Raw genomic sequence first — 22,488 nt, 5'->3', positions numbered from 1 at the left:
TATACAAATTAACATAGGGAAATATCAGTCGTCAATCCGGAAGAATCTGTTCCAACTCTGTTTTCTGCCGGAAATGGTGCCGGGTGTGCATCTCGATCAGTTGAACCCATTCCTTCGCATTCAACGAACCGAAGCCGCCGTGTTTCGTTTTTCGTGTCGGCTCGATGTGATCGAGTTGCTCCGACCAGTCCTCCATTCGTTTGACCAATTCCAGCAGACGCTGTTTTAAGCGGTCACGGCTGTCCGTATTGTCCGGTGGGGCATTCATTTCGTCCGGCAGTCTGATCTTGACGGGTGGAAAGGCATTTTGACGGAATAATTCTTCTCCGAACGGTGTTTTACCATCCGCTGTATCGGTCGTCAGCGAAGCACAGATTTCGACTTCGTCCAGATATTCATGGGCGACAAGTAAAATATGATCATACATTTGACCAAGCGACCAGACACCGGGTTGAGAAATGTAATGTAATTCGGTTTCGGTATACCGGTCTATTTCGTGATGCAGATACAACAGGCAGTCGATTCCCGTCATGTAAATCCCTCCTTCAGCGGATATCCATTTTCTTGACTATAGCATGTCCGGTTGTCGCCTGGACGATAAAAAAACAGAGACAACCAGGAGCAGATCCTCGTTGGCGCTGTTTGTTAAGATGCCTTTGATTCTTCCTCGCCTGTCATCGTATACAACGCTTGTTTTGAGCGTTTGAAGACAACCGGTAATGTGATCAAGCCGATGACTAGGAACCCAAGTGAAAAGACGATGTAAGTCGAGCGGATTGAAAAGGTTTCAGCGAGCAAACCGATCGATAACGTCAGAGCGATGATCAAAACCGACTCGGCAACATTGATGACGCCGGAGAATCGTCCCATGATCGAAACCGGGACATTGTTTTGATAAAACGATAAGAATCCGGTATTCGCGAATGATAACGCAAACGTCAGCAGGAAGAATCCGATTGCCGCGAAACTGAAATCGGTCGCCGTCGCAAAGATGAGATAGCCAACCGGTGTCGCAATGGCTCCGAAGCCGATCAGGAATCGCAGGCTGAGCCATTTCGTACACGTCGCGTTAATGATGGAACCGGCAATGATGCCGAGTCCGGCGATACTGACGAGGAAGCCGTACGTACTCTCCGAAAAATCGAGCACACGGGTCGCAAACGTCGCTTCCAGTGAATCGAGCCCGGACATGAAAATCGTCATCACGCAGAACAGGGCGTAGACGAGCGTGATGTAGCGATGCTTATGCGCATAACGGAGCGTTTCTTTCCAGTCCGAGACGATTAGACTGAAACTGAGCCGCTCGGCACCGGTGATTGTAGCTTGTTTTTCGATATCCGGCAGAGAAAACAAAATCAGGGCCGACAGAACGAGGGCACCGGCATTCAGATAGATGGCGAACGTCGGGGAACCGACGAGGAATAAGAGACCGGCAATCGTCGGTCCGAGAATGAAGCCACAGGATTGAATGAAATTTTTTAACGCATTAAACCGTTGACGGTTGTTTTTCGAGACGAGTTTCGTCATGTAGATCAGCGAAGCCGATTCAAACAACGAGCTGCCGATATTGATGAAGAAAACCAGTGTATACAGGACGAATAACGAATCGATCCACGGTAAGACGGCAATCAAGACAGCCCGGGACAGATCAAGCAAGACCATCAAATTCCGTTTGTCGACACGATCGATGACCGTGCCGGACCAGAAACTCGATAACAGGGCGGCAATCGGGACGAGCATGTAGAGAATCGAGACGGCGAACGCTGAATTCGTCCGGTCAAGGACAATCAGGTTCAGAGCGATGAAATACACCCACGCCCCGAGATTGGAGATGCCGACGCTTGATAACAACAAAGCAGGGTGTTTCCACGTTCTACGCATGCGCCATCACTCCTTCTGAATGTTTTTTGAATATATAGAAAATGATTACAGTTGATATTAAGGGACAGCCAATAAGAAAGCAAGAAAAAAATGGAAAAAGCCATCCGGAAGATGGCTGGGGTACATCGATTAGGTGAGAAAGTAATCGAGTGTCGCAAACAAACTCGTTAACAGAAAACAAATCAGCAACAGGCCGGATAAGACGACTAAGTCGAGATGCCGGCGAAGTCCGTTCACAAAAATGAAGAACAGGGTCCAGTAGCCGACAAATACAGTAAGAATGACAGCGAGGACTGGGGCTGCGACCGGAGACGACTCGGCGATGTCAGACCGAAAGGCAGGATTCGTGATGGCATAAAAGGCAAAAACGAACGTCGGGAGTGCGCCGAGGTAAAGGAGCCATTTGGGGAATTTCATAGTCAGCATTACTCCTTTGTATACGGTTAGAATACATCCAGTATAAAGGACTGAAATTGTAAATAATACGTACAAAATTGTAATGAATTTCATTATTTTACCTAAATTTAATTTATTTATATGTTATAGTCATTAATATAAAGATATAATGAGGTGTCATTTATGCGAAAAGAAAAAGTTAAAAAGCCATTTTATAAAAAATGGTGGGTATGGCTGTTAGGTATTATTATTATTGGAAGTCTTGCTTCAAATGGCGGAGAAGAAACTGCTGATACGTCGAAAGAAGAGTTAACTTCTACTGAGGAAGTCCAAGCTGAACCGGAAGAAGAAATCCAAGCTGAACCGGAAGAAGAAGTCCAGGCTGAACCGGAAGAAGAAGTCCAAGCTGAACCGGAAGAAGAAGTCCAGGCTGAACCAGAAGAAGAAGTCCAAGCTGAACCGGAAGAAGAAGTCCAGGCTGAACCAGAAGTGACGCTAGAACAGGAAAATGCAATTCAAAAAGCAAAAGATTATTTGAATTTTACTGCATTTTCAAAAAGTGGACTTGTAACGCAACTTGAATATGATGGTTTTTCTAACGAAGATTCTACTTTCGCAGTAAATAACATCGAAGTAGATTGGAAAGAAGAAGCTGCTAAAAAAGCAAAAGATTATCTTGGATTCACGTCTTTTTCGAGAAATGGTTTGATCGATCAATTAGTATTTGATGGATTTACAACAGAAGAAGCAACTTACGGAGTAGGTCAAGCAGGTCTTTGAGAAAATAATTTGAAATGGAAGGTAGGCGGACATGTCTTTAAGTAGCTATGTTCGCTTATTTTTTATTGTAATACTTAAAAATTCTATGTCGACCCATCTAAATTTTGAAAAGAAGCAATACATAAAGTTGATTGGTCTAATCCATGTAATCACTTTCACTTATATTTTACCCTGACCGTTCAAAATTGGGAGTATTGTACATAATCGTTAAGAAACCTACCTATTATGAACTTCCGGATTTTGATTGGGTAAGCCGGCAGAAACCGCGGGCTGGGAACGGAAGCGACCTGGTTGCTGATCGATTACCTGTTTCGGCAGACATCGCTTGCCCGCTTGACGTTAAGCGTCTTTGACTTTAATCCGAGGGCACAGCACGTGTATGAAAAACTGGGGTTTCAAGTGATTGGTGTAGAACAGGATGATCTCAAAGTTGAACGACGACGTGTCAATTCGATTCTGATGGTCTTGACCCGGGAATATTATTTAAAAAAGTGAATGAACAACAGCCCGGTCTTCCTCCTGAACAAGCGGAGAGACCGGGCTGTTATTTGATTCGTTTTATTTTTGTTCGGACTTGCGTGCTTCTTCTTCCTCCACCCAGTTAAAACTCAAATCAACCCGTCTGCCGATAAACGAACGCAAGAAGAGCAGGAAGCATAGAAGTGGCAAGATCCACCATGCGGAATCAACCGTCCCGAAAAAGCGAACGATATACAACCACATGAATAGGCTGCCGACAAAAAGAATTGTTTCCGAAGTCGTGATGAATTCCCGTTTTGGTTCATACATAAGTAAAACCTCCAATGATATGTCGTTAAGAAGTTGTCTCCGTTGAAGTGTGCGATACCGCAACGTCCTGCTGATCAAGCTGATTGAACAGGATTGTCCGGTTTCGCCCTTGCTGTTTCGCCGTATAAAGGGCTTCGTCCGCCAGTCCGTTCATGTGCTGGATGTGAATCTGTTTCCCATGTGCGATTCCGATCGATGCCGTGACGGTGATGGCAGGAAAACCATTTAGCTGGAACCGTTCATTCGCAATCCGTTCCCGGATCCGGTTCGCGACCTTGATGACTTTGGACGGAGCCAGGTCATAGACTAAAATCATGAATTCCTCGCCGCCGATCCGGGCCGTGATATCGTGGGGACGCGTTTCCTCCATCAGGATATTCGCGAACTGTTGCAACACGAGATCCCCGTTTCCGTGACCGTATGTATCGTTGACATGTTTAAAGTGGTCGATGTCGAGCGCGAGCACATTGTAGACACGTCCTTCCTGTTCCAGTCCCTCAGTTCGGGCATCCCAAACACGCCGGTTGTATAAACCGGTCAGATGATCACGCTCAGCCGACTGCTTATACAGTTCGACTTGGCGGTTCAGTGTCTGGAAATCAAGTGTCAACAGACTTGAAAGAACACCGACGGCAAGACCAATCGTCCAGGTCGCAAGCAACAGACGAAGCGAAGCATCGTTAAAACCTAAATTAATCAGAACGGCGAACGTAATCATCAACAGCGCCCAGACGTTGAGGGCGAGATTCTGCCGGAACGGCCGATTCAGGAGCTGGCGATGAATCAACATCATTCCGGTACTGATGGCGAGGATGGCAATGAACGCAATAAACGCTTGCGGAGTCACACCAAATAAAAACCGGGAACCGGCGATGATCAAGGTGGCGATGACAAGCGGGAAGCGGCTGCCGTAAAAAGCGAGCAGGACTAGCGGTAAATGGCGTAAATCCATCCGTAATGATTCATTGACCTGGATGCCTTTGAACATCAGGATGACCCCGAGCAATCCGGTCGCGAGACCGATGATCAGCGACTTCGCGATATAGGATGAAAATCGGTTGGAGTGGATGATTTTTGAAACGATGTAAAACCCGGTAAACGCGATGCAGGCGTTGACGAGCAGCTCGACGATGAATATGATTTTCCACATCCTTGAACATGATACTTTTAAGATACCATTTTGACAAAAGTTGTCAATCCGGAAGAGAGCCGGGCTTTTAATTGTAAAAGGAAACAGAACGAAGATTGAGTAGTTGTACGAAATCATGTACAATAAAAATAGAAAAAAACACGTAAGGAGGAACTAATGATGTCGATTGTCACATACAGTGATGCCCGGAAAAATTTTAAACAGATTTTAGATCAAGTGCATGATGATAAGGAAGCTGTCATCATTTCACGAAAAAATAACGAAAATGCCGTGTTACTTTCTGAAGAAGAATATAATCGTTTGATGGAGACCATCTATTTAATGCGAAGTCCTCAAAATTCAGTCCGTCTACTGGAGTCAATCGAACAGCTGGAACAAAAAAAGCTGACAGAAAGAACGTTGATTGATGAGTAAAGTCCGTCTACTTTTTACGGATCATGGATGGGAAGATTATCTGTATTGGCAACAGGAAGACAGAAAAAAACTGAAGCGGATCAATACACTGATTGAAGACGTAAAACGAAACGGCAATTTAACTGGCATTGGTAAACCGGAAGCATTAAAAGGCAATTTACAGGGCTTTTACAGCCGGCGGATTGATTCGGAACACCGGCTTGTTTACCGGATGACGAGTGAACAGGTGGAAATCCTTCAATGCCGTTATCATTACTAAGCAAAAAACTCCCGAACCAAACGCACCGCTCCAACCGGAACGTGACGTATGTCGGGAGTTTTTCATTCTTCTCTACTGGAATTATACCGCGAATCTGTAGACGAAAACAGACTACTTTTACGTTTCGTTCTGTTCTACACTACAAACAAGATTGTAGGAAAGGACGTGAACAGCAATGACCGGACAAACCAATGTGCTCGACCGGGGACCGTTTCTGCACGGGACAAAGGCCGTCTTACAAATCGGTGATCAGTTACAGAGCAACTATCTGTCGAATTATCAGGAAAAAAGGTCGAATTATATCTATTTCACCGCAACGCTTGAAGCCGCGAAGTGGGGCGCCGAGCTTGCCAAAGGCGATGGCAAGGAGCGGATTTATCTCGTCGAACCGCTCGGACCGTTCGAAAACGATCCGAACTTAACGGATCAGCGCTTTCCCGGCAATCCGACACGGTCCTACCGGTCGAAGGAACCGCTTGTCGTCGTCGCAGAACTTGCCGTTTGGGAGCGGCATTCGGAGGAACTGATTCAACAAATGAAGGATTCCTTGGCCGGGTTAACGAAAGAAGGAAAAAATGTCATTTTGGATTAAATAAAAGGAGTAATGAAATTTGCCGATTACGATACAAGCCGTTAAGTATGACGGAACACTTCATTTTGACGGATTTCTGGAAAGTTGGCTGGACCGAGTACGGTACGACCGTCACACCACGCCATTGCCATGAAGCCTGCTATCACCCATTTTGCTTCGACCTGCATTCCGCAGCCAGCCGACGAATTTCAGCCGCCATCGCCGGATTGACCGGCTGAATCTGCTCGAGCCAGTCAAGCAGCGCAAGTGCTGATTCCGGGACGCGGGCGTATCCTTGCAGGACAGCGGCGAATCGTTCCTGCGCCTGAGGGAACCGCTGCTCTGCCCGGCGCTCATTGCCGTACCGGTCCGGATAATACACGACTTCCGACTCGAGCAGGTGCAAAACGGACAGGAGTTGTGAAAAAGCATGCTGTTCGACCAGTTGGAGACCGGACAACCGTTCCCCGCGGGCATAGCGGCACAAACCGACGTAAAGATTCGTCAAGGCTTCGTTCAGTGCGAAGTCGAGTGTATCGCGCCGGATCGGTGGAGGTGCTTGTTTTGAAACCGTCAAGTCGACGCCCGGGAATGTTGGATCCTGCCAAACAATCCGTCCCGGGGAAAAGGCGATGTCCGGCATCTCATCGAGTTCGAAAATCGCACACTCTCCGTAAATCCCGTCCGCGAATAACAATTTAAAGCCGTCGACGGTATTTTGGAAAATGAAGCTGAGCGGATGAACGGACTCGAGCCAGTCGAGCCGATCGAGGAATCGCTGTTTCTGACCCGGTTTCGTAATCACGAAAAAATCGAGATCGGAATAGGCATCAAGCCGTTCGAGTTCCTGACCGACGGAACCGAGTCCGAGCAATAACCAGGCGTCATTTGTTTGTTCCAGCTGTTGGCCGATCTGGTCGAGACGGGTGAGCAGGGTCTGTTGGCGTGACATTAGAAAAACTCCTTTTATATGGTGTAAGCGTTCTCTTGTTCAGTCTAGCAAGCTTAAGCGGTCCGTCAAGGAAAGATCGTTTAATTCAAGATAAAATAATTACTTATAACAGGAAAGGGTGATTGATATGGAAGTGCTGATTCTCCTGATCGGCTCATGTCTCTTGAGTTGCTTAATGCTCTGGACGATTGTCAAAGCCGTCCTGTTGTCTTATGGAAAAGAACAGCTTTCAATCTCAAAAGCAATCTGCGTCATCCTCGGTATGGCCGCCTTCAGCATCCTGCTCGCCGGTGTACTGCCGTATTTGTATTTCAGATTCCTCTAACTGTCAGGCACGATTTTTTTCGGAACAGTCGCTTCCGAAAAAATCGTGCCTGTTTGTTGTCTAAAAAATTCCGAACAACCAAGTGATTCGTCCTGTTATTTCTGGATAGAAAGGAGGAAATTCCTCCTGAACTTAAAGGGGGACAAATTTATGCAACCTTACTTACGTGTCGAGCATCAATTGTTACGCGACGGAGCCGCTTTTTCCTCCGTCCATGAAAAAATGGTCTATCTGCTGCTGCAAAGTTATGCCGGACGGGACGGACTCGCGTTCCCGTCGCATCAAACGCTCGCGGACGCCGTTCCGTGCGGCAAGACGACCGTCAAAAACTGTCTCCAGACGCTCGTCGAAAAAGGCTGGATTGAAAAGGTCGAACGGTTTGACCGGCACGGCGGACAAACGTCAAACGGCTACCGGATCCGGGCGGGGTCCCCGGGTGCTTCCGGACAGGTCCCTGGTCATGAGACGACTTCCGGGGAGACACCTGTCGCCTCCAAAGAAAAAGGGGTTAAGAAACCGTCTTTAAAAAAAGAACCACCATCACCCGGAGTCAAGGAAATCATTACTCATTTTGAGAGGGAAATCGGTCGTGTCACCCCGTCGATCCGCAGGCAGCTTGAGCGTTTGTTAAAAGAAACGAGTCCCGCCGTCCTGCACCATGCAATCGAACAGGCAACAGCGGCGAATATCCGCAATTTCAACTACATCCAAGTCATCATCGACAGTCTGAAACAGCGGAATTTATTGACGCAGGAACAGATTGACCGTCATGAACAACACCGCCGGGCATCATCCCGGAAGCGAACGTCCCGCCGGACAGACCGCGGTCGGTTGCCGGACTGGGTCGAACGGGAACGCCGGCAACAGCAGCAGGCAGAAGCGGAGCAAAAACAACGGTTTGAAGAAACCGTTCCCGATCAAGGGGAACTGGCTTTACTGCTCGCAGAACTTATCTGATCAAGGAGGACTTTATGACACCATCACTTGACTGGTTACTCGCACAAGCGAACCGAAAACTGATAAGCGAAATGGATCCGGACGTCGTCGCGATTACCCGCGCCGTCATTACGGAACTGGCGGCAGAAGGACTGCCGATCGGTATTGCGCAAGCTTACCGGACAAAACAGGAACAGGATGCTTTGTATGCGATTGGACGGACCCGTCCGGGAAAAATCGTTACTTATGCCAAAGGAGGAAAATCAAATCATAACTTCGGGGTGGCCGTTGATCTGTTTGTCTATGCGGATGGCGGCAAACGGGCGGAGTTTCTTGCACCGCCCGATCCGCGGCTGAAACGGCTCGTCGCCGCGATGAAACGTTATCAGATGCAGTGGGGCGGTGACTGGGGCAACTTTCCTGATTATCCGCATTTTCAATTGTATGATGCGGTCAACGGTCAAGCGAAACCGTTACTCGGACCGCGTTATCCCGGTCGAGCACTTTATGCAGGAGCGAAGCGGATGGACCGGACGCTGATCCGGCTGATTCAAAAACGGCTTAGACTACCGTTGACCGGACAATTTGATGGTAAGTTGACGCACCTCATCGAACAGTTTCAACGACAGCACCGGCTGACGGCAGACGGTGTCATCGGTCCGGTCACGTGGCGCCATCTGTTTGGACTCCGCCGATGAAGGAACGTTCAATCGCCCTGATCCGACTGATCGTCCCGCTCTACAGTTTGGTCAATTTGACGTTACTTGCGTCCGGTTATACACCGTTGCCGTTTGAGACGAATCAAGTCGAAACCGCTTTGACGGCGCTTCTCGGTGCAGGCGGTCTGATTTATGCGTGGTGGAAAAATAACAATATGACCGAAGCGGCGCAACAGGCACAAGTTACGTTACAAGAGTGGAAAGGACAGGTTTATCGCAAAGGACAGGAAAAATCAGGATGAATGTGCAACCTGAACTGGTAATTTGTTTGAAATGTGCAGGCAACGGGCAATATTTCGAGTAGAGCGCTAATGGTTTGATCCCAAGATACCGATAATAAGGTAGCGTCCCGTATCGCCAGCATTCCACAGTTGCTGCCGACGGAAAAGAAAGAGGTCAGACTGAACTTGAAATTATCGACGTTGCAATTTTACCTGTTACTCGCATTGTTTTCATTGATGTTTACAAGTATCTGGAGTTACAATGCTTTCCTGAAAGTTGAACAAGAAAACGACCGGATCATGATGGAAGCGATCCCGATTTCAAATGCTGCTTCGCAACTGTTCCCATTGCTGCTCGATCAGGAGTTGACCGTGCGCAGTTATTTACTCGATCAAAATGATCAGACGTTCCAGCAATTCAAAAATACGAATGCCGAACTGAAAGAAACGATTGCCACATTGAAGATGCTCGATCAACGCCATCCGATTCTCAAGCAGTTGCTGGCAGAGGAGGCGATTCCGCTGATTTTACGGACGGACGGTTTTTATGAGCAGCAGATTCAGTGGATTCAGAGCAATCAAATCGAACGGGCGACACTGAAACGTTACAGCGGCATGGACTATGTCAATCAGTTCCGGCCGATCAATGCAAAAATCAATCAGGACATCGATAAAATCATCCAGGAAGCGACGGACCGTTCCAAACAGGCGTCGGCGTCTGCCAAGTGGGTCATCGTCATCGTCGTCATCGTCGCTGTCCTGCTGTTGCTGGCCTTCCTGCAGACGTTCCGCCTCGAGCGGAGTCAACAGGCGTTGATTCACCGTTCGTTACATGATGCCTTGACCTCGATTCCCAATCGGCGCGCATTCGATGAGCATCTGGAAGCATGCTTTACGACCGCCCGGGAACAGCAGACGGATGTCGGCTTGATTTTGATTGATGTCGACGAATTCAAACTGTACAACGATACGTACGGTCACCTGAAAGGCGACTGGTGTCTGCAGAAAGTCGCCGCTACATTAAAAAAACAGGCGGGTGAGTTTGGACTGGTCTCGCGGTACGGAGGAGAAGAATTTGCTGTCATCTTGACGGAGCATGTCGAACAGATTACGCATGTCGCCGAACGGATCCGCAGCGAAATTCTCCGGTTGAAAATTGAACACAAAGCGTACGAACCGCTTTGCCAGCTCAGTGTCAGTATCGGACTTGCCGTCGTCCGGCCGAGCGAGACGTTGACGGAAGGTGACTTGATCGTCCTGGCCGACCAAGCCCTGTACCGGGCGAAGTCAAGCGGACGCAATCAAATTTCAAGCCATGAAGCCAGCTGATATGCTCTCGAAAAAAAGATCCGACTCCATTCGAAAATGGAATCGGATCTTTTTTTCAATCCATAAATAGTCTGTCAGATCATTGCAAAATCACACAATAGGAACGGTCGGAAATCAATGGGGCAGAAATGACGAACACCGTCTTGACGGGTGTACCGCCGACTTTCGCATCCAATTGATGCAGTTGAGACCGAATCTTTCGACTTAGGACATACCTTGTTTCCGTACTCAATTCATCGACCTCGTCATCATGTACATGTAACAAGAGTTGGAACGGTTCAAGCGAGAAAATGGAAAAGTCGCAGTCGATTCGAGGGTCTTCAAACTGTTCGTTCAGACCATTTTTTATGAAGTACGCTTCTTGTGCTGTAATCATCTCGTTTCGCCTCGCTCTCTTTCAAAACAGTTCAAAAAATTATAAGCTGTTTGTTAACTATATAGTCTATAATACCCAATTTTTTTGAAAAATATCAGTTTCTGTCCGGAAAAGGACCGAATACTGGTGAATTAGGGAATGTTTTAACGTACAACAAAAAATCACCTGATTCAGAAGGACCCGATCTGGCATCAGGTACTGCGGAATCAAATGATCGTCGAGCCGACATGACGCAAAAAGTCTTCGGTCGTCTGTTTAAAAAACGTCAGTTGATGGACCGGAATCGAGACGTGTCCGCCATAACGGACTTCTAAGTAATGCGGATTGACCGGCGACGGAAACTTGATCCGTGCGAACCACTCGGTCATCGTCTCCTGTTCGCGCCGTTGCATCGATTGCGGAAGCCGGCGGTTAAACAGCAGCATATGTTGGCGAATATCTTCTGCCGGTAATTCATGGTGCGGATAATGAAGCACCTCGACACGACTTTGCGTTAACAGCAGCGGTTGGAAGCGGGTCGGTCGGATGACTTTGATGTAATAGACGAGCAGCAGGACGGATGCCACCATCAGGAAAATGAAGATGAACGGATACGGTGGTGCGACGACCGTGGAATCGAAACCCGTCCGTAATAACAGCGGGTCCGGCTCGGTTGCGGCAGTCTCGGCAATCGGATCAAAGTTAATGACGAGTGGATCGGACGGAAGCGGAAGATTATGCGTGTCGCCACAGCGTGTCGTACAGGAGCTGGTCGTCCGACTGTCGAAAAGAGAAACGAACGACGACAGAAAACGGGGGACAACGGACTGGATCGCGAACACGGCCAGTAAAACGCCGGAAAGAAACAAACCGATTTTTAATCGGAACGAAGTTTTCATGAGAACACCTCTTTGATACCGTCAAAACGGTTGATAACAAGTCTGAACTGAGTATAGCAAATATGACAGGAAAACGTTCTGATTTTTCAAAAATTAGTCATTATTTCCTAAAAAAATGGAGGTTACCAGATGAATCGCTTACGCACCAGTTTTCAACAAGCAACGGGACAAATCAGCGGGCACGGGAAACGGAATGTCGGCGTGTTAAAAACAGCATTTGAAGAAACTGCGGACGAGACGGCAAGTGATCAATACGGGACGGGATCGATCATCCAACCGTTCGAAAAAAAGTTTGCCGATGTACTCGGGATGGAGGACGCCGTCTTTTTCCCGAGCGGCACGATGGCGCAACAGGTGGCCTTACGGATTTGGTCGGACGAAACGGATAACCGGTCCGTCGCCTATCATCCGCTCTGTCATCTCGAAATTCATGAGCAGGATGGATTAAAGGAACTGCATCCGATTCAAACGATTCTTGTCGGAGAAGCCGACCGGTTGATGACACTCGACGAAATCAAGGCATTGCCCGAGATTGCCTGTCTGTTGCTCGAATTACCGCAACGGGAAATCGGTGGAGTCGTACCGGCGTTCAGCGAACTGGAAGCGATCAGCCGGTATTGCCGGGAACAGGGAATCCGTCTGCATCTTGACGGCGCCCGTCTGTTTGAAATAGTGCCGTATTACGAGAAGACGGCAGCTGACATCGCCGGACTGTTCGACAGTGTCTACATTTCATTTTATAAAGGACTCGGCGGAATTGCCGGGGCGATTCTTGCAGGACCGGTAGCATTTTGTAAGACGGCCCGGATCTGGAAACGGCGGTATGGCGGGGACTTAATCAGCTTGTATCCGTATATCGTTTCGGCCGATTATTATTATGAACTGCGAAAGGACCGGATGGGGCAGTACTATGCGGATGCGAAACAACTGGCGGAACGGTTCAATGCGTTGCCGGGTGTGCATACGACACCGGAAGTCCCGGTCTCGAACATGTTCCACCTGCACTTTACTGGTCAGGCGGCGGACGTCTCCCCGAAACTGGAACAGGTTCAGGAAGAAACGGGACTCGGCCTCGTGGGTTATCTCGTCGACAAAGACGGGTATTGTTCAACAGAAATCAGTGTCGGCGATGCTTACGGGGAGCTGGATCCGGAAACACTCGAAACCGGATTTACCCGGCTTCGGCAGGCTCTATCCTAAATCGTTTCCTTGACGGTCGGATGGAGTTGTTGGTAAACGGCGATTTTTTCCGTAATCATTTGTTCCGTCCGGATGAGTTCCGCGAGTTGCTGGCGGACATTTTGTTGGTGTGCTTCGAGCAGACGCAGCCGCTCAAGCGACGTGTCGTGCGTTTCGGATGAGGCGAGAAACAGTTCGACATATTCCCGGATCTGATCGATCGGCATATGTGTCGCCCGGAGGCGGAGGACAAAACGGAGCCAGGTCAATTGGCTTTCGTCATAACGCCGGACTCCGCCTGCCGTCCGGGTCGGGAACAACAATCCTTCTTTTTCGTAATAACGGATTGTATGGGCCGTCGTTTCGGTCAGTTGACTGATTTCTGAAATCGTATACATCGTGTCACACCTTTCATGCTTGACTTAGAGTCAACTCTAACTTGTAGACTTTTACTATACCAAACAGAAATGGGGAATTACAGATGAAATACACGGTCATTACAGGAGCCAGTTCAGGCATCGGATACGAAACAGCAAAAGTACTCGCACAAAAAGGGAAGTCATTGGTCCTCGTTGCCCGCCGGACGGATGAACTGGAAAAGTTACGCGACGAAGTCAAAGCACTCGCACCGGACAGTGATGTCATCTTGCGGTCCGTTGATTTAACGGAATCGGCCAATGTCCACGAACTGTATGACTCGTTGAAAGACCTCGACATCGAGACGTGGATCAACAATGCCGGATTCGGTGATTTTGATAACATCAAGGATGTATCAGTCCCGAAAATCGAGAAGATGCTCCGCCTGAACATCGAAGCACTGACCGTCTTAACGAGCCGTTATGTCCATGATTATCATGACGTCGAAGGAACGACGGTCCTCAACGTCTCGTCCGGGGGCGGCTACCGGATCGTCCCGAACGCGGTCACGTATTGCGCGACGAAGTTTTATGTCAGCGCCTATACGGAAGGACTCGCCCAGGAACTGAAAAACTCCGGCGCGAAACTGCGGGCGAAAGTCCTCGCACCGGCTGCGACGGAAACGGAATTCGCCGACCGCTCACGCGGGGAACAAGGATTTGATTACAGCAAAAACGTGGCCAAGTACCATACGGCGGCGGAAATGGCGACGTTCCTCGACCAACTGCTCGACAGTGACCAAATCGTCGGCATCGTCAATGCGGAAGATTATTCGTTTGAACTGCGCGGACCACTCTTTACGTATGTCGGTGCAAACAACTAAGCCAGACAAAAAGCCAGCTTCCGGATAGCGGAAACTGGCTTTTTTTGTCTGAAGCGGATGAAACGTATATGTAGTTCATCTCAAATCAGCGGCATGACAAACGTCGACGTTAAGCTGACGACTAAAAACAGCGCGTAGCTGAAGAATGTAGTTTTAGGGCTGCCATCCGTCCGGCTTCCGAGAATCGAAAACAGACTGATCGCGCAAATCGTAAGCGTGGACAATAAAAACGATTGATGGGAATCGACTGACGGAATGAGCGACTGGGCGAGATGCGCCAGACCTAACGGCAAGACGATCAATAAAAAGTAATAGCCGAGCCGTGTTTCCGATGGATGATCCGTCGATTCGTGCTGGGTAACTGTTCGTGTATGCATTCTCATGGCTCTTCACTTCCTTCTGCTTTCAGTATAGAGGACTGACGACGAAATCTTCGTTACAGTCCGATGAGAAGTCGATAACAAGATGAACTAATTATGACGAACAGATGTCGGGAACATGGAAGACTGTAAAATATGGAAAGGTCTCTGTCCGGATTATGTAAAAAAGTGTAAAATGAGAAGAGAGAAAACGATGGGGAAATCCGTCTGGAGAGGAGAAGTTGGCATGAACCGCCTGTTTCGTTATTTTTATGTGTCCGATCTGATTGCGGTCGTTGGCGCCAGTATCTCCTATATTGCGATCTACTGGACGTGTGCCCAGCTGTTGTCGCCGGCAGCCGTCTCGTTAGTGATTGGCGCCGTGTTTGTGATTCGTTTCATCAGTTCGAGTCTGGTCGGACCGTGGATTGACCGGATCGAGCCGGTCCGCCTGCTGAAAGCGACCGTCCTGATCCGTTGCTTTCTGCTTGTTGCCGTCTGGTATCTCCTGACGCAGACGGATGCCCAGCTTGTGCCGTTGCTGTTTTTGCTCGCCGTCCAGACGTTCCTGCAAGTCATCGGCGGCAATACCGCGTTTAAAGTCGTCACCCGGATTGTCGTGTCCGAACAGCTGCCGGTCGCCAATGCTTACTTGAGTACGCTCGACCGGGTCGGAACGCTTGCCGGCTTACTGGCGGGTGGGCTGTTGATCACCGGATTTTCAATTACAGTGATTTTAGGGATGGAGGCTGTCTTGCACCTTCTTGCCTGGTGCCTGTTATTCCCGTTACGGTCCGGGGAGAAAACAACGGACAAACCGAAATGGAACTATTGGGTGGATTTACGGGAAGGGTTGACGTATCTCACCCGTGACACCCGTTTGATCCGGATTTTAGTGTTCGGGATTCTCGCAAACTGGATGATTACACCGGTCAACGCGTTACTCGCGCCGTTTGCGAAAGATGTCATCCGAGGCGGAGCGAATACGTTTTCACTGCTCGAACTGGCCCTCGTCATCGGCGGGATCGGCATGTCGCTCATCTATGCCAAACTGGCGGACCGGCTTGACCTGATGCAGATGTTTTATCTGTCAATGGTGTTACAGGGAGGATTCACGTTGCTGATCGGACTGACGACGACGTTGCCGTTTGCGTTCAGTGGCATGTTATTACTCGGGATGGCGCTCAGTCTGTTTGGAATCCCGTTCTCGACGTTACTGCAACAGACGACACCGGACGCCCTGCTCGGACGGATCCGTTCGGCGATGGTCGCTGCTTCAACCTTCAGTTCGGCGCTGTTTTTCGGATTATCGGCATATTTGACGACCGTATTTGCGATCGACACCGTGTTTCTGTTCTTTTCCGGAAGCGGTCTGCTCATCCTGCTGCTCCTTCGTCTTCAGCGTAAGACACCGGCTGTGGAAGTGCGACGGGATGAGGTCGGATGACAAATCGGCCTTCAGGCGGAGGGCAGGAGAAATGGGAGGCGTTATACTTAAAAAAACGCTTACAGAGGAGAATGTGCAGGATGGATGGAATGGCGATGCTTGCGTTGATGTTTTTGATTCCGATCGGTGGAATGACGGTCATGTTGAATGTTTTATGGCGCCGGATTACGCCGGAGCTTGAAAAATAAACCTGTACATACAACCGGTTCGAACGGAACCGTGCTAAAAGCAAACGACGCTGCCCGCAGGAACGGGCAGCGTCGTTTTTTTCTGGCTAGACTAAAAGAAAGTTACGAAACGGCAGTCGGTGCTTCGAGCGCGAGACTTGGTCCGAACACTTCAAAATGCAGCTTGTCCGGCTGACCGCTCCAGTGGCAGCGGACGAACTGGATCATCGCTTCCGGTCCGCAGACGAATGCGTCCGCTGTCCGGTCGATCTGCGTTATGTCGTCAATCGACAAGCGTCCCGGTGTCGTACCCGGCAACGCATTTCGTTCTGCAAAACGGAGGATTGTTGCGCCTTGTTCTTCGAATCGTGCCAATTGTTCGGCGAACGGCCGGTCAAGGTCGTCCTGGACGGCAACGTATAACGTCGTGTCGCGACCTGCCGCAAGTGCTGCTTCAGTCATTGCGAGCAGGGGAGTCAAACCGATTCCGCCGGCGAGACCGACGAATGGCGTCGAAGCGTCCGTTAATGTAAACGAACCGGCCGGCGCGCTGAGCAACACGCTGTCGCCGACGGACAAATCGTGCATTTGGTTCGAGACGGACCCGTCCTGTTTGACACCGATCGTATATGATGTGCCGTTTGCGACCGTCGTTAAACTGTACTGACGGTTTTGCCAAAGACCATCCGGTGCCTGGAGGCGGACCGTAACGTATTGACCGGTTTGATACGGGGCAAGAGATCGTCCGTCAGCCGGACGTAACGTAAACGATTGAATGTCGCTTGACTGACGTGTGATCTGTTCAATGACGAACGGCTGATAGCCTTCAAAGGCAGTCGCTTGTTCATCCTGCTGATAGAGCTCCGCTTCGAGCGAAATGAACAGCTTGGCGATTTCCCCGTAGCCAATCGTCCAGGCTTCGATAATTTCCGGTGTCGCCGCGTCTTTGAGGACATCCTGGATTGCCCCGATCAGTTCCGTTCCGACGATGTCGTACATGTACGGTTTGATCTGCAGACTGCGGTGCTTATGGAGGACCGGCAATAACGTCGGTTTGAGCGTTTCGAGCTGATCAATGTAAGCAGCTGCCGCATAGACCGCTGTCGCTAAAGCTTGCGACTGGCGGTCATTTTTTTGATTCGATTGATTAAAGATATGTTTCATTTCCGGATGATTTTCAAACAGGCGCTGATAGAAGACACGTGTGATACTGTGACCATGTTCGGCAAGCACCGGGACGGTTGATTTGATGATAGTGATCGTAGATGGAGTTAACATAAGTACACTTCCTTTTCGGATAATGGGTGATCGGATCAGGTTCGATTTCAGTATCTGTCAGAAATCATTTTAATGCAATAGATAAAATACTAGATTTAAAAAAGTACGTGATATTTGTCACAAGTATGCCATCATTTCGTCAAGCAACCGACAAAAAACCTCCGAGGAAGGTCGGAGGTCAAGAGGAAATCCACAGTTTTGAGAAGTCCAAATAGCCGAACGAATCAATCGTAATATTTTGCAGCTCAATCGGAAACGGAATGATCCGCGTATCATCATAGAGCGGAATGAAGTAGGACGAGTCGATCAAATGCCGCTCGACCGCCTGGTGTAATCTCATCCAGTCTTCGAACGGCGTCTCATCGTACCGGTCAATCCATTTGTCCATCTCCGGCATCCGGTGAAACAGCTTCGCCGGCGGTGAAAAATCATTCGTCAAAAACTGATGAAAGGCGACCGCTAAGTTCCGTTCAAAGACTTCGGCGTGAACGGCGAGATCAATCGTGTCAAAGGCATGAAAATCGGTGATGCTCGCTTTAAAACCAATCGGCACGAACTCATAGGGAATTCCGTGCGCGTCAAGTGTCTCGCATAACCAGCGGGTCACCTTGTCCGTAAAGTCAGTCAGCTTGATCCGGAGCGGTTGCGTAAACAAAACGGCAGGACCTTCCGGAAGCGGATGGACGGAACTGAACTGTTCGAGAAATCCGCGGTCGTTCGGAAAACTGCGTTCACTGAGTGACTGGATTGCCGGACGGATCGCGGCAATCAACCGGTGAATATAGTGGCGGGCTTCCGGCCGTTCGAACGGGCCACCGGGACGCGGATTCAAAAAGACGAGGCCGAAACCGGACTGGGTCGAAATCGTATCCGTTTCACCGGAGTCCGACCGTGATGTCCGGTAGACGGGATCATAGGCATCGGGCATTTGAATGAACTCAATCCGGTCGAGCAGAGCGCGGATGCCGTAATAGTTCGGAAAAGCTGACAAAATTGTCTTTTTCGGGTCATTTTGTGTCAGCTGGAACGGTCCGGTCCCGACGTTGTCCTTGCTGATGCTCGTATGGATCGTCGCCAGTTTTGGCAGCAGCGAATGGCGCTGCTGGTCCAACGTGATATCAACCTGGTACGGTCCATTGGATTGAATGTGTTGGACATGCCGGTACGATTTAGCATAAGCGGGATAGACAACCAGTTTCCGGAGACTTTTCGTGACGTCCTTACTCGTTAAGAGCGATCCGTCATGGAAGCGGACATCTTTTCGTAAATAAAGCGACAGGACAGGACCGTTCCAGGCATAGTGGTGGGCCAGTTCGCCCTGCAGTTTGCCGTCTGCGTCAATCGCGAACAACCGGCTGAAGACGTTTTGGACGAGGTGGGCACTGTGAATGTCGGCGGCTTCGAGCGGATCGGTCGTTAAAAAAGGACGTCGGCGGGGAATCAGCAGGGCATCGGACGATTCCTGCGTATAGCCGAACTTTTGCTCAAGCTTTCGCATGAATCGTCCCGTTTGTCCCGGCGACCAGTCCCAGCTCAGTTCTTCCGTCACCGCGTCGACCGACTCCCGTTCAATCCGTTCAAGCATCTGTTTCGCATATTCGCGTTCGACATGACGGAGCCAGACGAGCCGTGTCAAATGGCCGCGGCCCCGTCCGCTCGTATACGCAAGCCAACCGTCTTCCTGCCAGCGCGTTAAATACCGTTTCGTTTGTTTTGGGCTTAAATGGATGGTGTCGGCCAGTTCGGCAATCGAATACGAACCTTCGCGGCAGGTTTTCCATAATGTGAATAAATAAGCATCCATCGTATTCCTCCGTTCTAAAAGGGGACATCTTTTTCTGACGATGTCCATTTTTTTATCTACTTGTCTTGTTTAGTATACAGGTAGAGAATGGAAGGTGAAAACATGAAATGGAAAGAAATGCCTCGACCAATTAAAGTAAGACTTGTAACGTCGTTTTTTAACCGGACGATTTCGTTCGCCATCATGCCGTTTATGGCACTGTTATTTGTTCAAGCGTACAATAAAGTATTTGCCGGGATCTTTTTGATCGGGACAGTGGTTATCAGCTTCCTGATTGGCTTGATCGGAGGTTACCTCGCCGACCGCTTCCCACGAAAACGGTTGCTTGTTCTGTCGACGAGTGCGACCGGCTTGATGTTTTTAGTCATGACGATCAGTCTTGCCGCCAATCAAATGCTGCTCTTTACGGTTGCCTATGCGATCTTCACGGTGACAAGCAATATCGGTCGGCCGGCGATGAGTGCAATCATCATCGACGCAACGACACCGGAAAACCGGCGGGCGGTGTATGCGATCGACTACTGGTTAATCAATCTGTCGATTGCTCTCGGGACGGCGCTCGGCGGCTGGCTTTATGTCAGTAACCGGCTGTTCTTGTTCAGCCTGCTGACGTGTACATCGCTGCTGTTACCGGTTGCTTATCATTTCCTGCTCGACGAGTCGAAACACGTCTGGCAGAAACAACCGCTCCGGAATGTATTTTTGGATCTCGGGAAAAGTTATCAGATTGCCTGGCGTGACCGGCCGTTCGTCAAAGTCGTCTTCGGCTCAATGTGTATTCTTGCGGCCGAGTTTTCGATGGGGAGTTATGTTGCCGTCCGCCTGGCAGACGAATTCGACACAGTTACGATCGGTGACCTGACCGTCAACGGCGTCCGGATGCTCAGTCTGATCAATATCGAAAATACGATTCTTGTTGTCTGTCTGACGTTCTTCATCCAGCGTTTGTCGAACCGCTTTACGAATAAACAGGCGCTCGTCGGCGGACTGGCCCTTTACATCATCGGTTACGCGACGGTGACGAGTGCGAATTCACTGACGCTGTTACTGACGTTTATCTTCATCGCAACGATGGGGGAGTTGCTCTATTCACCGACACTGAACGCGGAAAAAGCCAACATGATGCCGGCCGACCAACGCGGCGCTTACTCGGCCTTTGCCGGAACGTCACATGCAGGTGCCGATTTATTGTCGCGGTCGACGCTCATCCTAGGAGCAGTACTTGCGCCGTTCATGATGAGTGTCTACATTGGACTGATTGTCTGTCTCGGCCTTGGACTGGTCTACCTCGGTTTGTTCCGGAACGAAAAAATCGCTGAAAAACAGCAGGCTTCATAAGCGACACTGGCCATACAGCAAAAGACGTTCTTCTCAAAAAACTGAGAGGAACGTCTTTTGTGGCATTACATACGTTTTCCCGCCGTGCGGTTTGGTATCACAAGACTCAGGGCAATACTTGCAATCACGGCACATAAGCTTTTCAGCAGGAACTGTTTTTTCAGTCCTTCGATGACATAACCGTTGAACTTCTGACCAAGCGTCGCTTCCGGTACCCAGTCAATCACGTAGCCGATTCCGAAGACAGCAGAGAGACTGAGCAACAGATAAATCAGGATGAAGCTTGGGAGAACTATTTTGATATTCATGAAATATCTCCTTAGCGTTTGATTGGAGGAACACGACGGTTATCGTTGAACAAGTGCGAGAATCAAAATCAGAGTCGACAGACAGCCGGCGCTCAACAAGGTCAGCATTTTGGGACGATTAATCTCTTCGGAAGATTGGGAGACTTCTTTTGTGAGTGTCAACCAAATCACGAGCGACAGAATGATGACAACAAATAACAGCGTTTGAGACATCGGTTACCCCTCCGTATGTTGCGATTTTTTGAAGTTCGTTTCATAAAAAAACAGACCGGTCATGGTGCTGGTCGCAAAGAGGTAGCCGACCAGTACAGCGAGTAGTGGCGAGCCATCAAATCCGAACCGGATCACGACTTGCGGCAACAGGTACGCAAGAAGTCCAAGCGGTAAAATCCAGGTTTTTGCCCGGTAAGCCGTGTAGACGGTGAATAAAAAGGCAAACAGACCAATCAGCCAGCTGCTCCACCAGGAGAAATGAATCATCGGCGAAGGAACGAGCGGATCCGTGAAAAACAGTCCGATTAACAACAGAAACGTCAGACTGCCGTAAAGGCCGAACCAGACGAATCGTCGTTTCGAGTCGGCATGAGTGGCGCTGTACCGAAATAATTGACTCAGAGCAATCAGGAACAGGCTGATCAACACGATGAAGCCGATCAGAAAATAAAGGCTGTACGCGAGCGGTCCGTCAAGCAGGTCTTGAAACAGTAAATAACAGAACACACCGGTGAAGATTTGCAAGAGGATGGCAAACGATTCACGGTAATCCGTCGTCATTTCCGATGCGATGGATTTCATGTAGTCGGCCGGACTGGCACCGGTAATCGCGTCGGTCGACTTACCGTCGGCTTCTGCTTCTTGTAAGTGATTCTCGAGTTCCGTCACGATATCCTGTGTCGCTTGTTCATTTTTTCCGGACGCCAGTAAATAGAGTTTTAAATCCGCCAAAAATCGAACGGACGCGGAAGATAAGGTCTGCATTTAAGATTCCTCCTTCAGAATATGTTGAACGCTTGCCGATAACTTCTGCCAGCGTGTCGTAAAGGCGGCCAGTTCCGTTCGGCCGTCCGGCGTCACGGTATAATACTTCCGTTTTGGTCCGCTTGGAGAGACACGGTGCGTTGCTTCGATCCAGCCGAGTTTTTGCATCCGCATCAGCAACGGGTAAATCGTTCCTTCGCTGATATCGGAAAATCCGTATGCGGCGAGCTTCGTCGCTAGTTCATAACCGTACAGTTCTTCCTCTGCAATCAAGGCGAGGAGACACCCGTCGAGGATGCCTTTTAACATTTGCGTTGATGACATTTCGATTCCTCGTTTCGCTATCATGTAATACAAGGTAAGTATACGGCTTGCTATATTGTAAAGCAAGGTAGTAGATAAAAAGAACGCTTA

The 22,488-nt window shown here is 49.3% G+C and carries 30 protein-coding genes; 14 read left to right on the top strand and 16 right to left on the bottom strand.

The features are described 5' to 3' along the window. Positions 1-31 precede the first annotated feature (31 nt). From DVG79_RS06325 to DVG79_RS06315, 3 genes are all read right to left on the bottom strand, one after another. On the bottom strand, positions 32-532 hold the full coding sequence (locus tag DVG79_RS06325; RefSeq protein ID WP_114595964.1) for a DinB family protein: 501 nt from the start codon (positions 530-532) through the stop codon (positions 32-34). A 113-nt stretch (positions 533-645) separates the two neighbouring features. Beyond that, positions 646-1,881 (bottom strand): MFS transporter, encoded by a 1,236-nt coding sequence (locus tag DVG79_RS06320; protein ID WP_114595963.1) that lies wholly within the window; start codon positions 1,879-1,881, stop codon positions 646-648. Positions 1,882-2,010: 129 nt separating this feature from the next. Further along, positions 2,011-2,298, bottom strand: a complete 288-nt coding sequence (locus tag DVG79_RS06315; protein ID WP_114595962.1) for a hypothetical protein — start codon at positions 2,296-2,298, stop codon at positions 2,011-2,013. Positions 2,299-2,460: 162 nt separating this feature from the next. Here DVG79_RS06315 and DVG79_RS06310 point away from each other — a divergent pair, with 162 nt between their 5' ends. Together DVG79_RS06310 and DVG79_RS06305 are read left to right on the top strand one after the other, a co-directional pair. After that, positions 2,461-3,057 (top strand): Ltp family lipoprotein, encoded by a 597-nt coding sequence (locus DVG79_RS06310; RefSeq protein ID WP_114595961.1) that lies wholly within the window; start codon positions 2,461-2,463, stop codon positions 3,055-3,057. A gap of 270 nt (positions 3,058-3,327) precedes the next feature. Next, entirely contained in the window at positions 3,328-3,552 is a 225-nt protein-coding gene (locus DVG79_RS06305) for a GNAT family N-acetyltransferase (RefSeq protein WP_255412941.1), read from the top strand. A gap of 63 nt (positions 3,553-3,615) precedes the next feature. On the opposite strand, the gene DVG79_RS06300 is transcribed toward DVG79_RS06305, so the two are convergent. After that, complete coding sequence (locus DVG79_RS06300) at positions 3,616-3,846, bottom strand: hypothetical protein (RefSeq protein ID WP_114595960.1); 231 nt, start codon at positions 3,844-3,846, stop codon at positions 3,616-3,618. Between the two features lie 25 nt (positions 3,847-3,871). Next, complete coding sequence (locus DVG79_RS06295) at positions 3,872-4,996, bottom strand: GGDEF domain-containing protein (protein WP_114595959.1); 1,125 nt, start codon at positions 4,994-4,996, stop codon at positions 3,872-3,874. A gap of 159 nt (positions 4,997-5,155) precedes the next feature. Between DVG79_RS06295 and DVG79_RS06290 the strand changes: the two genes are divergently transcribed. The 3 genes from DVG79_RS06290 to arr all read left to right on the top strand — a co-directional run bounded on the left by DVG79_RS06290 (position 5,156) and on the right by arr (position 6,261). Continuing rightward, positions 5,156-5,410, top strand: coding sequence for a type II toxin-antitoxin system Phd/YefM family antitoxin (locus DVG79_RS06290; protein ID WP_114595958.1), 255 nt, complete (start codon positions 5,156-5,158; stop codon positions 5,408-5,410). Continuing rightward, a complete protein-coding gene (locus DVG79_RS06285) occupies positions 5,403-5,669 on the top strand; it encodes a Txe/YoeB family addiction module toxin (protein ID WP_114595957.1) in 267 nt (88 codons plus the stop codon). Before DVG79_RS06290 ends, DVG79_RS06285 begins: the two co-directional genes overlap by 8 nt. 175 nt (positions 5,670-5,844) lie before the next feature. Next, positions 5,845-6,261, top strand: coding sequence for an NAD(+)--rifampin ADP-ribosyltransferase (gene arr / locus DVG79_RS06280; RefSeq protein WP_114595956.1), 417 nt, complete (start codon positions 5,845-5,847; stop codon positions 6,259-6,261). Positions 6,262-6,403: 142 nt separating this feature from the next. On the opposite strand, the gene DVG79_RS06275 is transcribed toward arr, so the two are convergent. Continuing rightward, positions 6,404-7,192, bottom strand: coding sequence for a hypothetical protein (locus tag DVG79_RS06275; protein ID WP_114595955.1), 789 nt, complete (start codon positions 7,190-7,192; stop codon positions 6,404-6,406). Positions 7,193-7,319: 127 nt separating this feature from the next. Between DVG79_RS06275 and DVG79_RS06270 the strand changes: the two genes are divergently transcribed. The 5 genes from DVG79_RS06270 (at position 7,320) to DVG79_RS06250 (ending at position 10,722) form a co-directional block, all read left to right on the top strand. After that, positions 7,320-7,517, top strand: a complete 198-nt coding sequence (locus tag DVG79_RS06270) for a hypothetical protein (protein ID WP_114595954.1) — start codon at positions 7,320-7,322, stop codon at positions 7,515-7,517. Positions 7,518-7,667: 150 nt separating this feature from the next. Further along, positions 7,668-8,474 (top strand): helix-turn-helix domain-containing protein, encoded by an 807-nt coding sequence (locus tag DVG79_RS06265; protein WP_114595953.1) that lies wholly within the window; start codon positions 7,668-7,670, stop codon positions 8,472-8,474. A gap of 14 nt (positions 8,475-8,488) precedes the next feature. Next, positions 8,489-9,151, top strand: coding sequence for a M15 family metallopeptidase (locus tag DVG79_RS06260; RefSeq protein ID WP_114595952.1), 663 nt, complete (start codon positions 8,489-8,491; stop codon positions 9,149-9,151). Further along, the gene (locus tag DVG79_RS06255; protein ID WP_114595951.1) at positions 9,148-9,414 is read left to right on the top strand and encodes an SPP1 phage holin family protein; all 267 of its coding nucleotides are present in this window, start codon (positions 9,148-9,150) and stop codon (positions 9,412-9,414) included. The genes DVG79_RS06260 and DVG79_RS06255 overlap by 4 nt, the downstream gene beginning before the upstream one ends. Before the next feature lie 165 nt (positions 9,415-9,579). Then, positions 9,580-10,722 (top strand): sensor domain-containing diguanylate cyclase, encoded by a 1,143-nt coding sequence (locus DVG79_RS06250; RefSeq protein ID WP_114596563.1) that lies wholly within the window; start codon positions 9,580-9,582, stop codon positions 10,720-10,722. A 79-nt stretch (positions 10,723-10,801) separates the two neighbouring features. Here DVG79_RS06250 and DVG79_RS06245 read toward each other — a convergent pair whose 3' ends face one another. Both DVG79_RS06245 and DVG79_RS06240 read right to left on the bottom strand, forming a co-directional pair. After that, positions 10,802-11,098: a hypothetical protein gene (locus DVG79_RS06245; protein ID WP_114595950.1), complete on the bottom strand. Its 297-nt coding sequence runs from the start codon at positions 11,096-11,098 to the stop codon at positions 10,802-10,804. Between the two features lie 206 nt (positions 11,099-11,304). Continuing rightward, the gene (locus DVG79_RS06240) at positions 11,305-11,976 is read right to left on the bottom strand and encodes a hypothetical protein (RefSeq protein ID WP_114595949.1); all 672 of its coding nucleotides are present in this window, start codon (positions 11,974-11,976) and stop codon (positions 11,305-11,307) included. Positions 11,977-12,105: 129 nt separating this feature from the next. Here DVG79_RS06240 and DVG79_RS06235 point away from each other — a divergent pair, with 129 nt between their 5' ends. After that, positions 12,106-13,176, top strand: a complete 1,071-nt coding sequence (locus DVG79_RS06235) for a threonine aldolase family protein (protein WP_114595948.1) — start codon at positions 12,106-12,108, stop codon at positions 13,174-13,176. Here the strand turns inward: DVG79_RS06235 and DVG79_RS06230 are convergent. Next, positions 13,173-13,553: a MerR family transcriptional regulator gene (locus tag DVG79_RS06230; RefSeq protein ID WP_114595947.1), complete on the bottom strand. Its 381-nt coding sequence runs from the start codon at positions 13,551-13,553 to the stop codon at positions 13,173-13,175. The genes DVG79_RS06235 and DVG79_RS06230 overlap by 4 nt on opposite strands. 83 nt (positions 13,554-13,636) lie before the next feature. Between DVG79_RS06230 and DVG79_RS06225 the strand changes: the two genes are divergently transcribed. Beyond that, positions 13,637-14,395 carry an SDR family NAD(P)-dependent oxidoreductase gene (locus DVG79_RS06225; protein ID WP_114595946.1) on the top strand — a complete coding sequence of 253 codons (759 nt, stop codon included), beginning with the start codon at positions 13,637-13,639 and terminating at the stop codon, positions 14,393-14,395. Positions 14,396-14,475: 80 nt separating this feature from the next. On the opposite strand, the gene DVG79_RS06220 is transcribed toward DVG79_RS06225, so the two are convergent. Next, positions 14,476-14,772, bottom strand: coding sequence for a hypothetical protein (locus DVG79_RS06220; protein ID WP_233494539.1), 297 nt, complete (start codon positions 14,770-14,772; stop codon positions 14,476-14,478). Positions 14,773-15,001: 229 nt separating this feature from the next. Between DVG79_RS06220 and DVG79_RS06215 the strand changes: the two genes are divergently transcribed. After that, positions 15,002-16,201, top strand: coding sequence for an MFS transporter (locus DVG79_RS06215; protein ID WP_158537529.1), 1,200 nt, complete (start codon positions 15,002-15,004; stop codon positions 16,199-16,201). 290 nt (positions 16,202-16,491) lie between these two features. Here the strand turns inward: DVG79_RS06215 and DVG79_RS06210 are convergent, their stop codons facing one another. Both DVG79_RS06210 and DVG79_RS06205 read right to left on the bottom strand, forming a co-directional pair. Continuing rightward, entirely contained in the window at positions 16,492-17,646 is a 1,155-nt protein-coding gene (locus DVG79_RS06210) for a globin domain-containing protein (RefSeq protein ID WP_114595943.1), read from the bottom strand. 178 nt (positions 17,647-17,824) lie between these two features. Further along, positions 17,825-19,450 (bottom strand): ABC transporter substrate-binding protein, encoded by a 1,626-nt coding sequence (locus DVG79_RS06205; RefSeq protein ID WP_114595942.1) that lies wholly within the window; start codon positions 19,448-19,450, stop codon positions 17,825-17,827. A gap of 102 nt (positions 19,451-19,552) precedes the next feature. Here DVG79_RS06205 and DVG79_RS06200 point away from each other — a divergent pair, with 102 nt between their 5' ends. Next, the gene (locus tag DVG79_RS06200; protein ID WP_114595941.1) at positions 19,553-20,788 is read left to right on the top strand and encodes an MDR family MFS transporter; all 1,236 of its coding nucleotides are present in this window, start codon (positions 19,553-19,555) and stop codon (positions 20,786-20,788) included. A gap of 65 nt (positions 20,789-20,853) precedes the next feature. Here the strand turns inward: DVG79_RS06200 and DVG79_RS06195 are convergent, their stop codons facing one another. The 4 genes from DVG79_RS06195 to DVG79_RS06185 are packed head-to-tail and all read right to left on the bottom strand — an operon-like array spanning position 20,854 to position 22,398. Further along, positions 20,854-21,096, bottom strand: a complete 243-nt coding sequence (locus DVG79_RS06195) for a hypothetical protein (RefSeq protein ID WP_114595940.1) — start codon at positions 21,094-21,096, stop codon at positions 20,854-20,856. Between the two features lie 39 nt (positions 21,097-21,135). Further along, the gene (locus tag DVG79_RS16170) at positions 21,136-21,309 is read right to left on the bottom strand and encodes a hypothetical protein (RefSeq protein WP_199505845.1); all 174 of its coding nucleotides are present in this window, start codon (positions 21,307-21,309) and stop codon (positions 21,136-21,138) included. 3 nt (positions 21,310-21,312) lie between these two features. After that, entirely contained in the window at positions 21,313-22,074 is a 762-nt protein-coding gene (locus DVG79_RS06190; protein ID WP_114595939.1) for an HAAS domain-containing protein, read from the bottom strand. Further along, on the bottom strand, positions 22,075-22,398 hold the full coding sequence (locus tag DVG79_RS06185; protein WP_114595938.1) for a PadR family transcriptional regulator: 324 nt from the start codon (positions 22,396-22,398) through the stop codon (positions 22,075-22,077). Positions 22,399-22,488: the final 90 nt, after the last annotated feature.

The organism is Exiguobacterium sp. RIT594, assembly GCF_003339585.1.
GTDB lineage: Bacteria > Bacillota > Bacilli > Exiguobacteriales > Exiguobacteriaceae > Exiguobacterium_A.
Note: the sequence above shows the minus strand (reverse complement) of the source record. Positions and strands in the feature narration are given on the sequence as shown.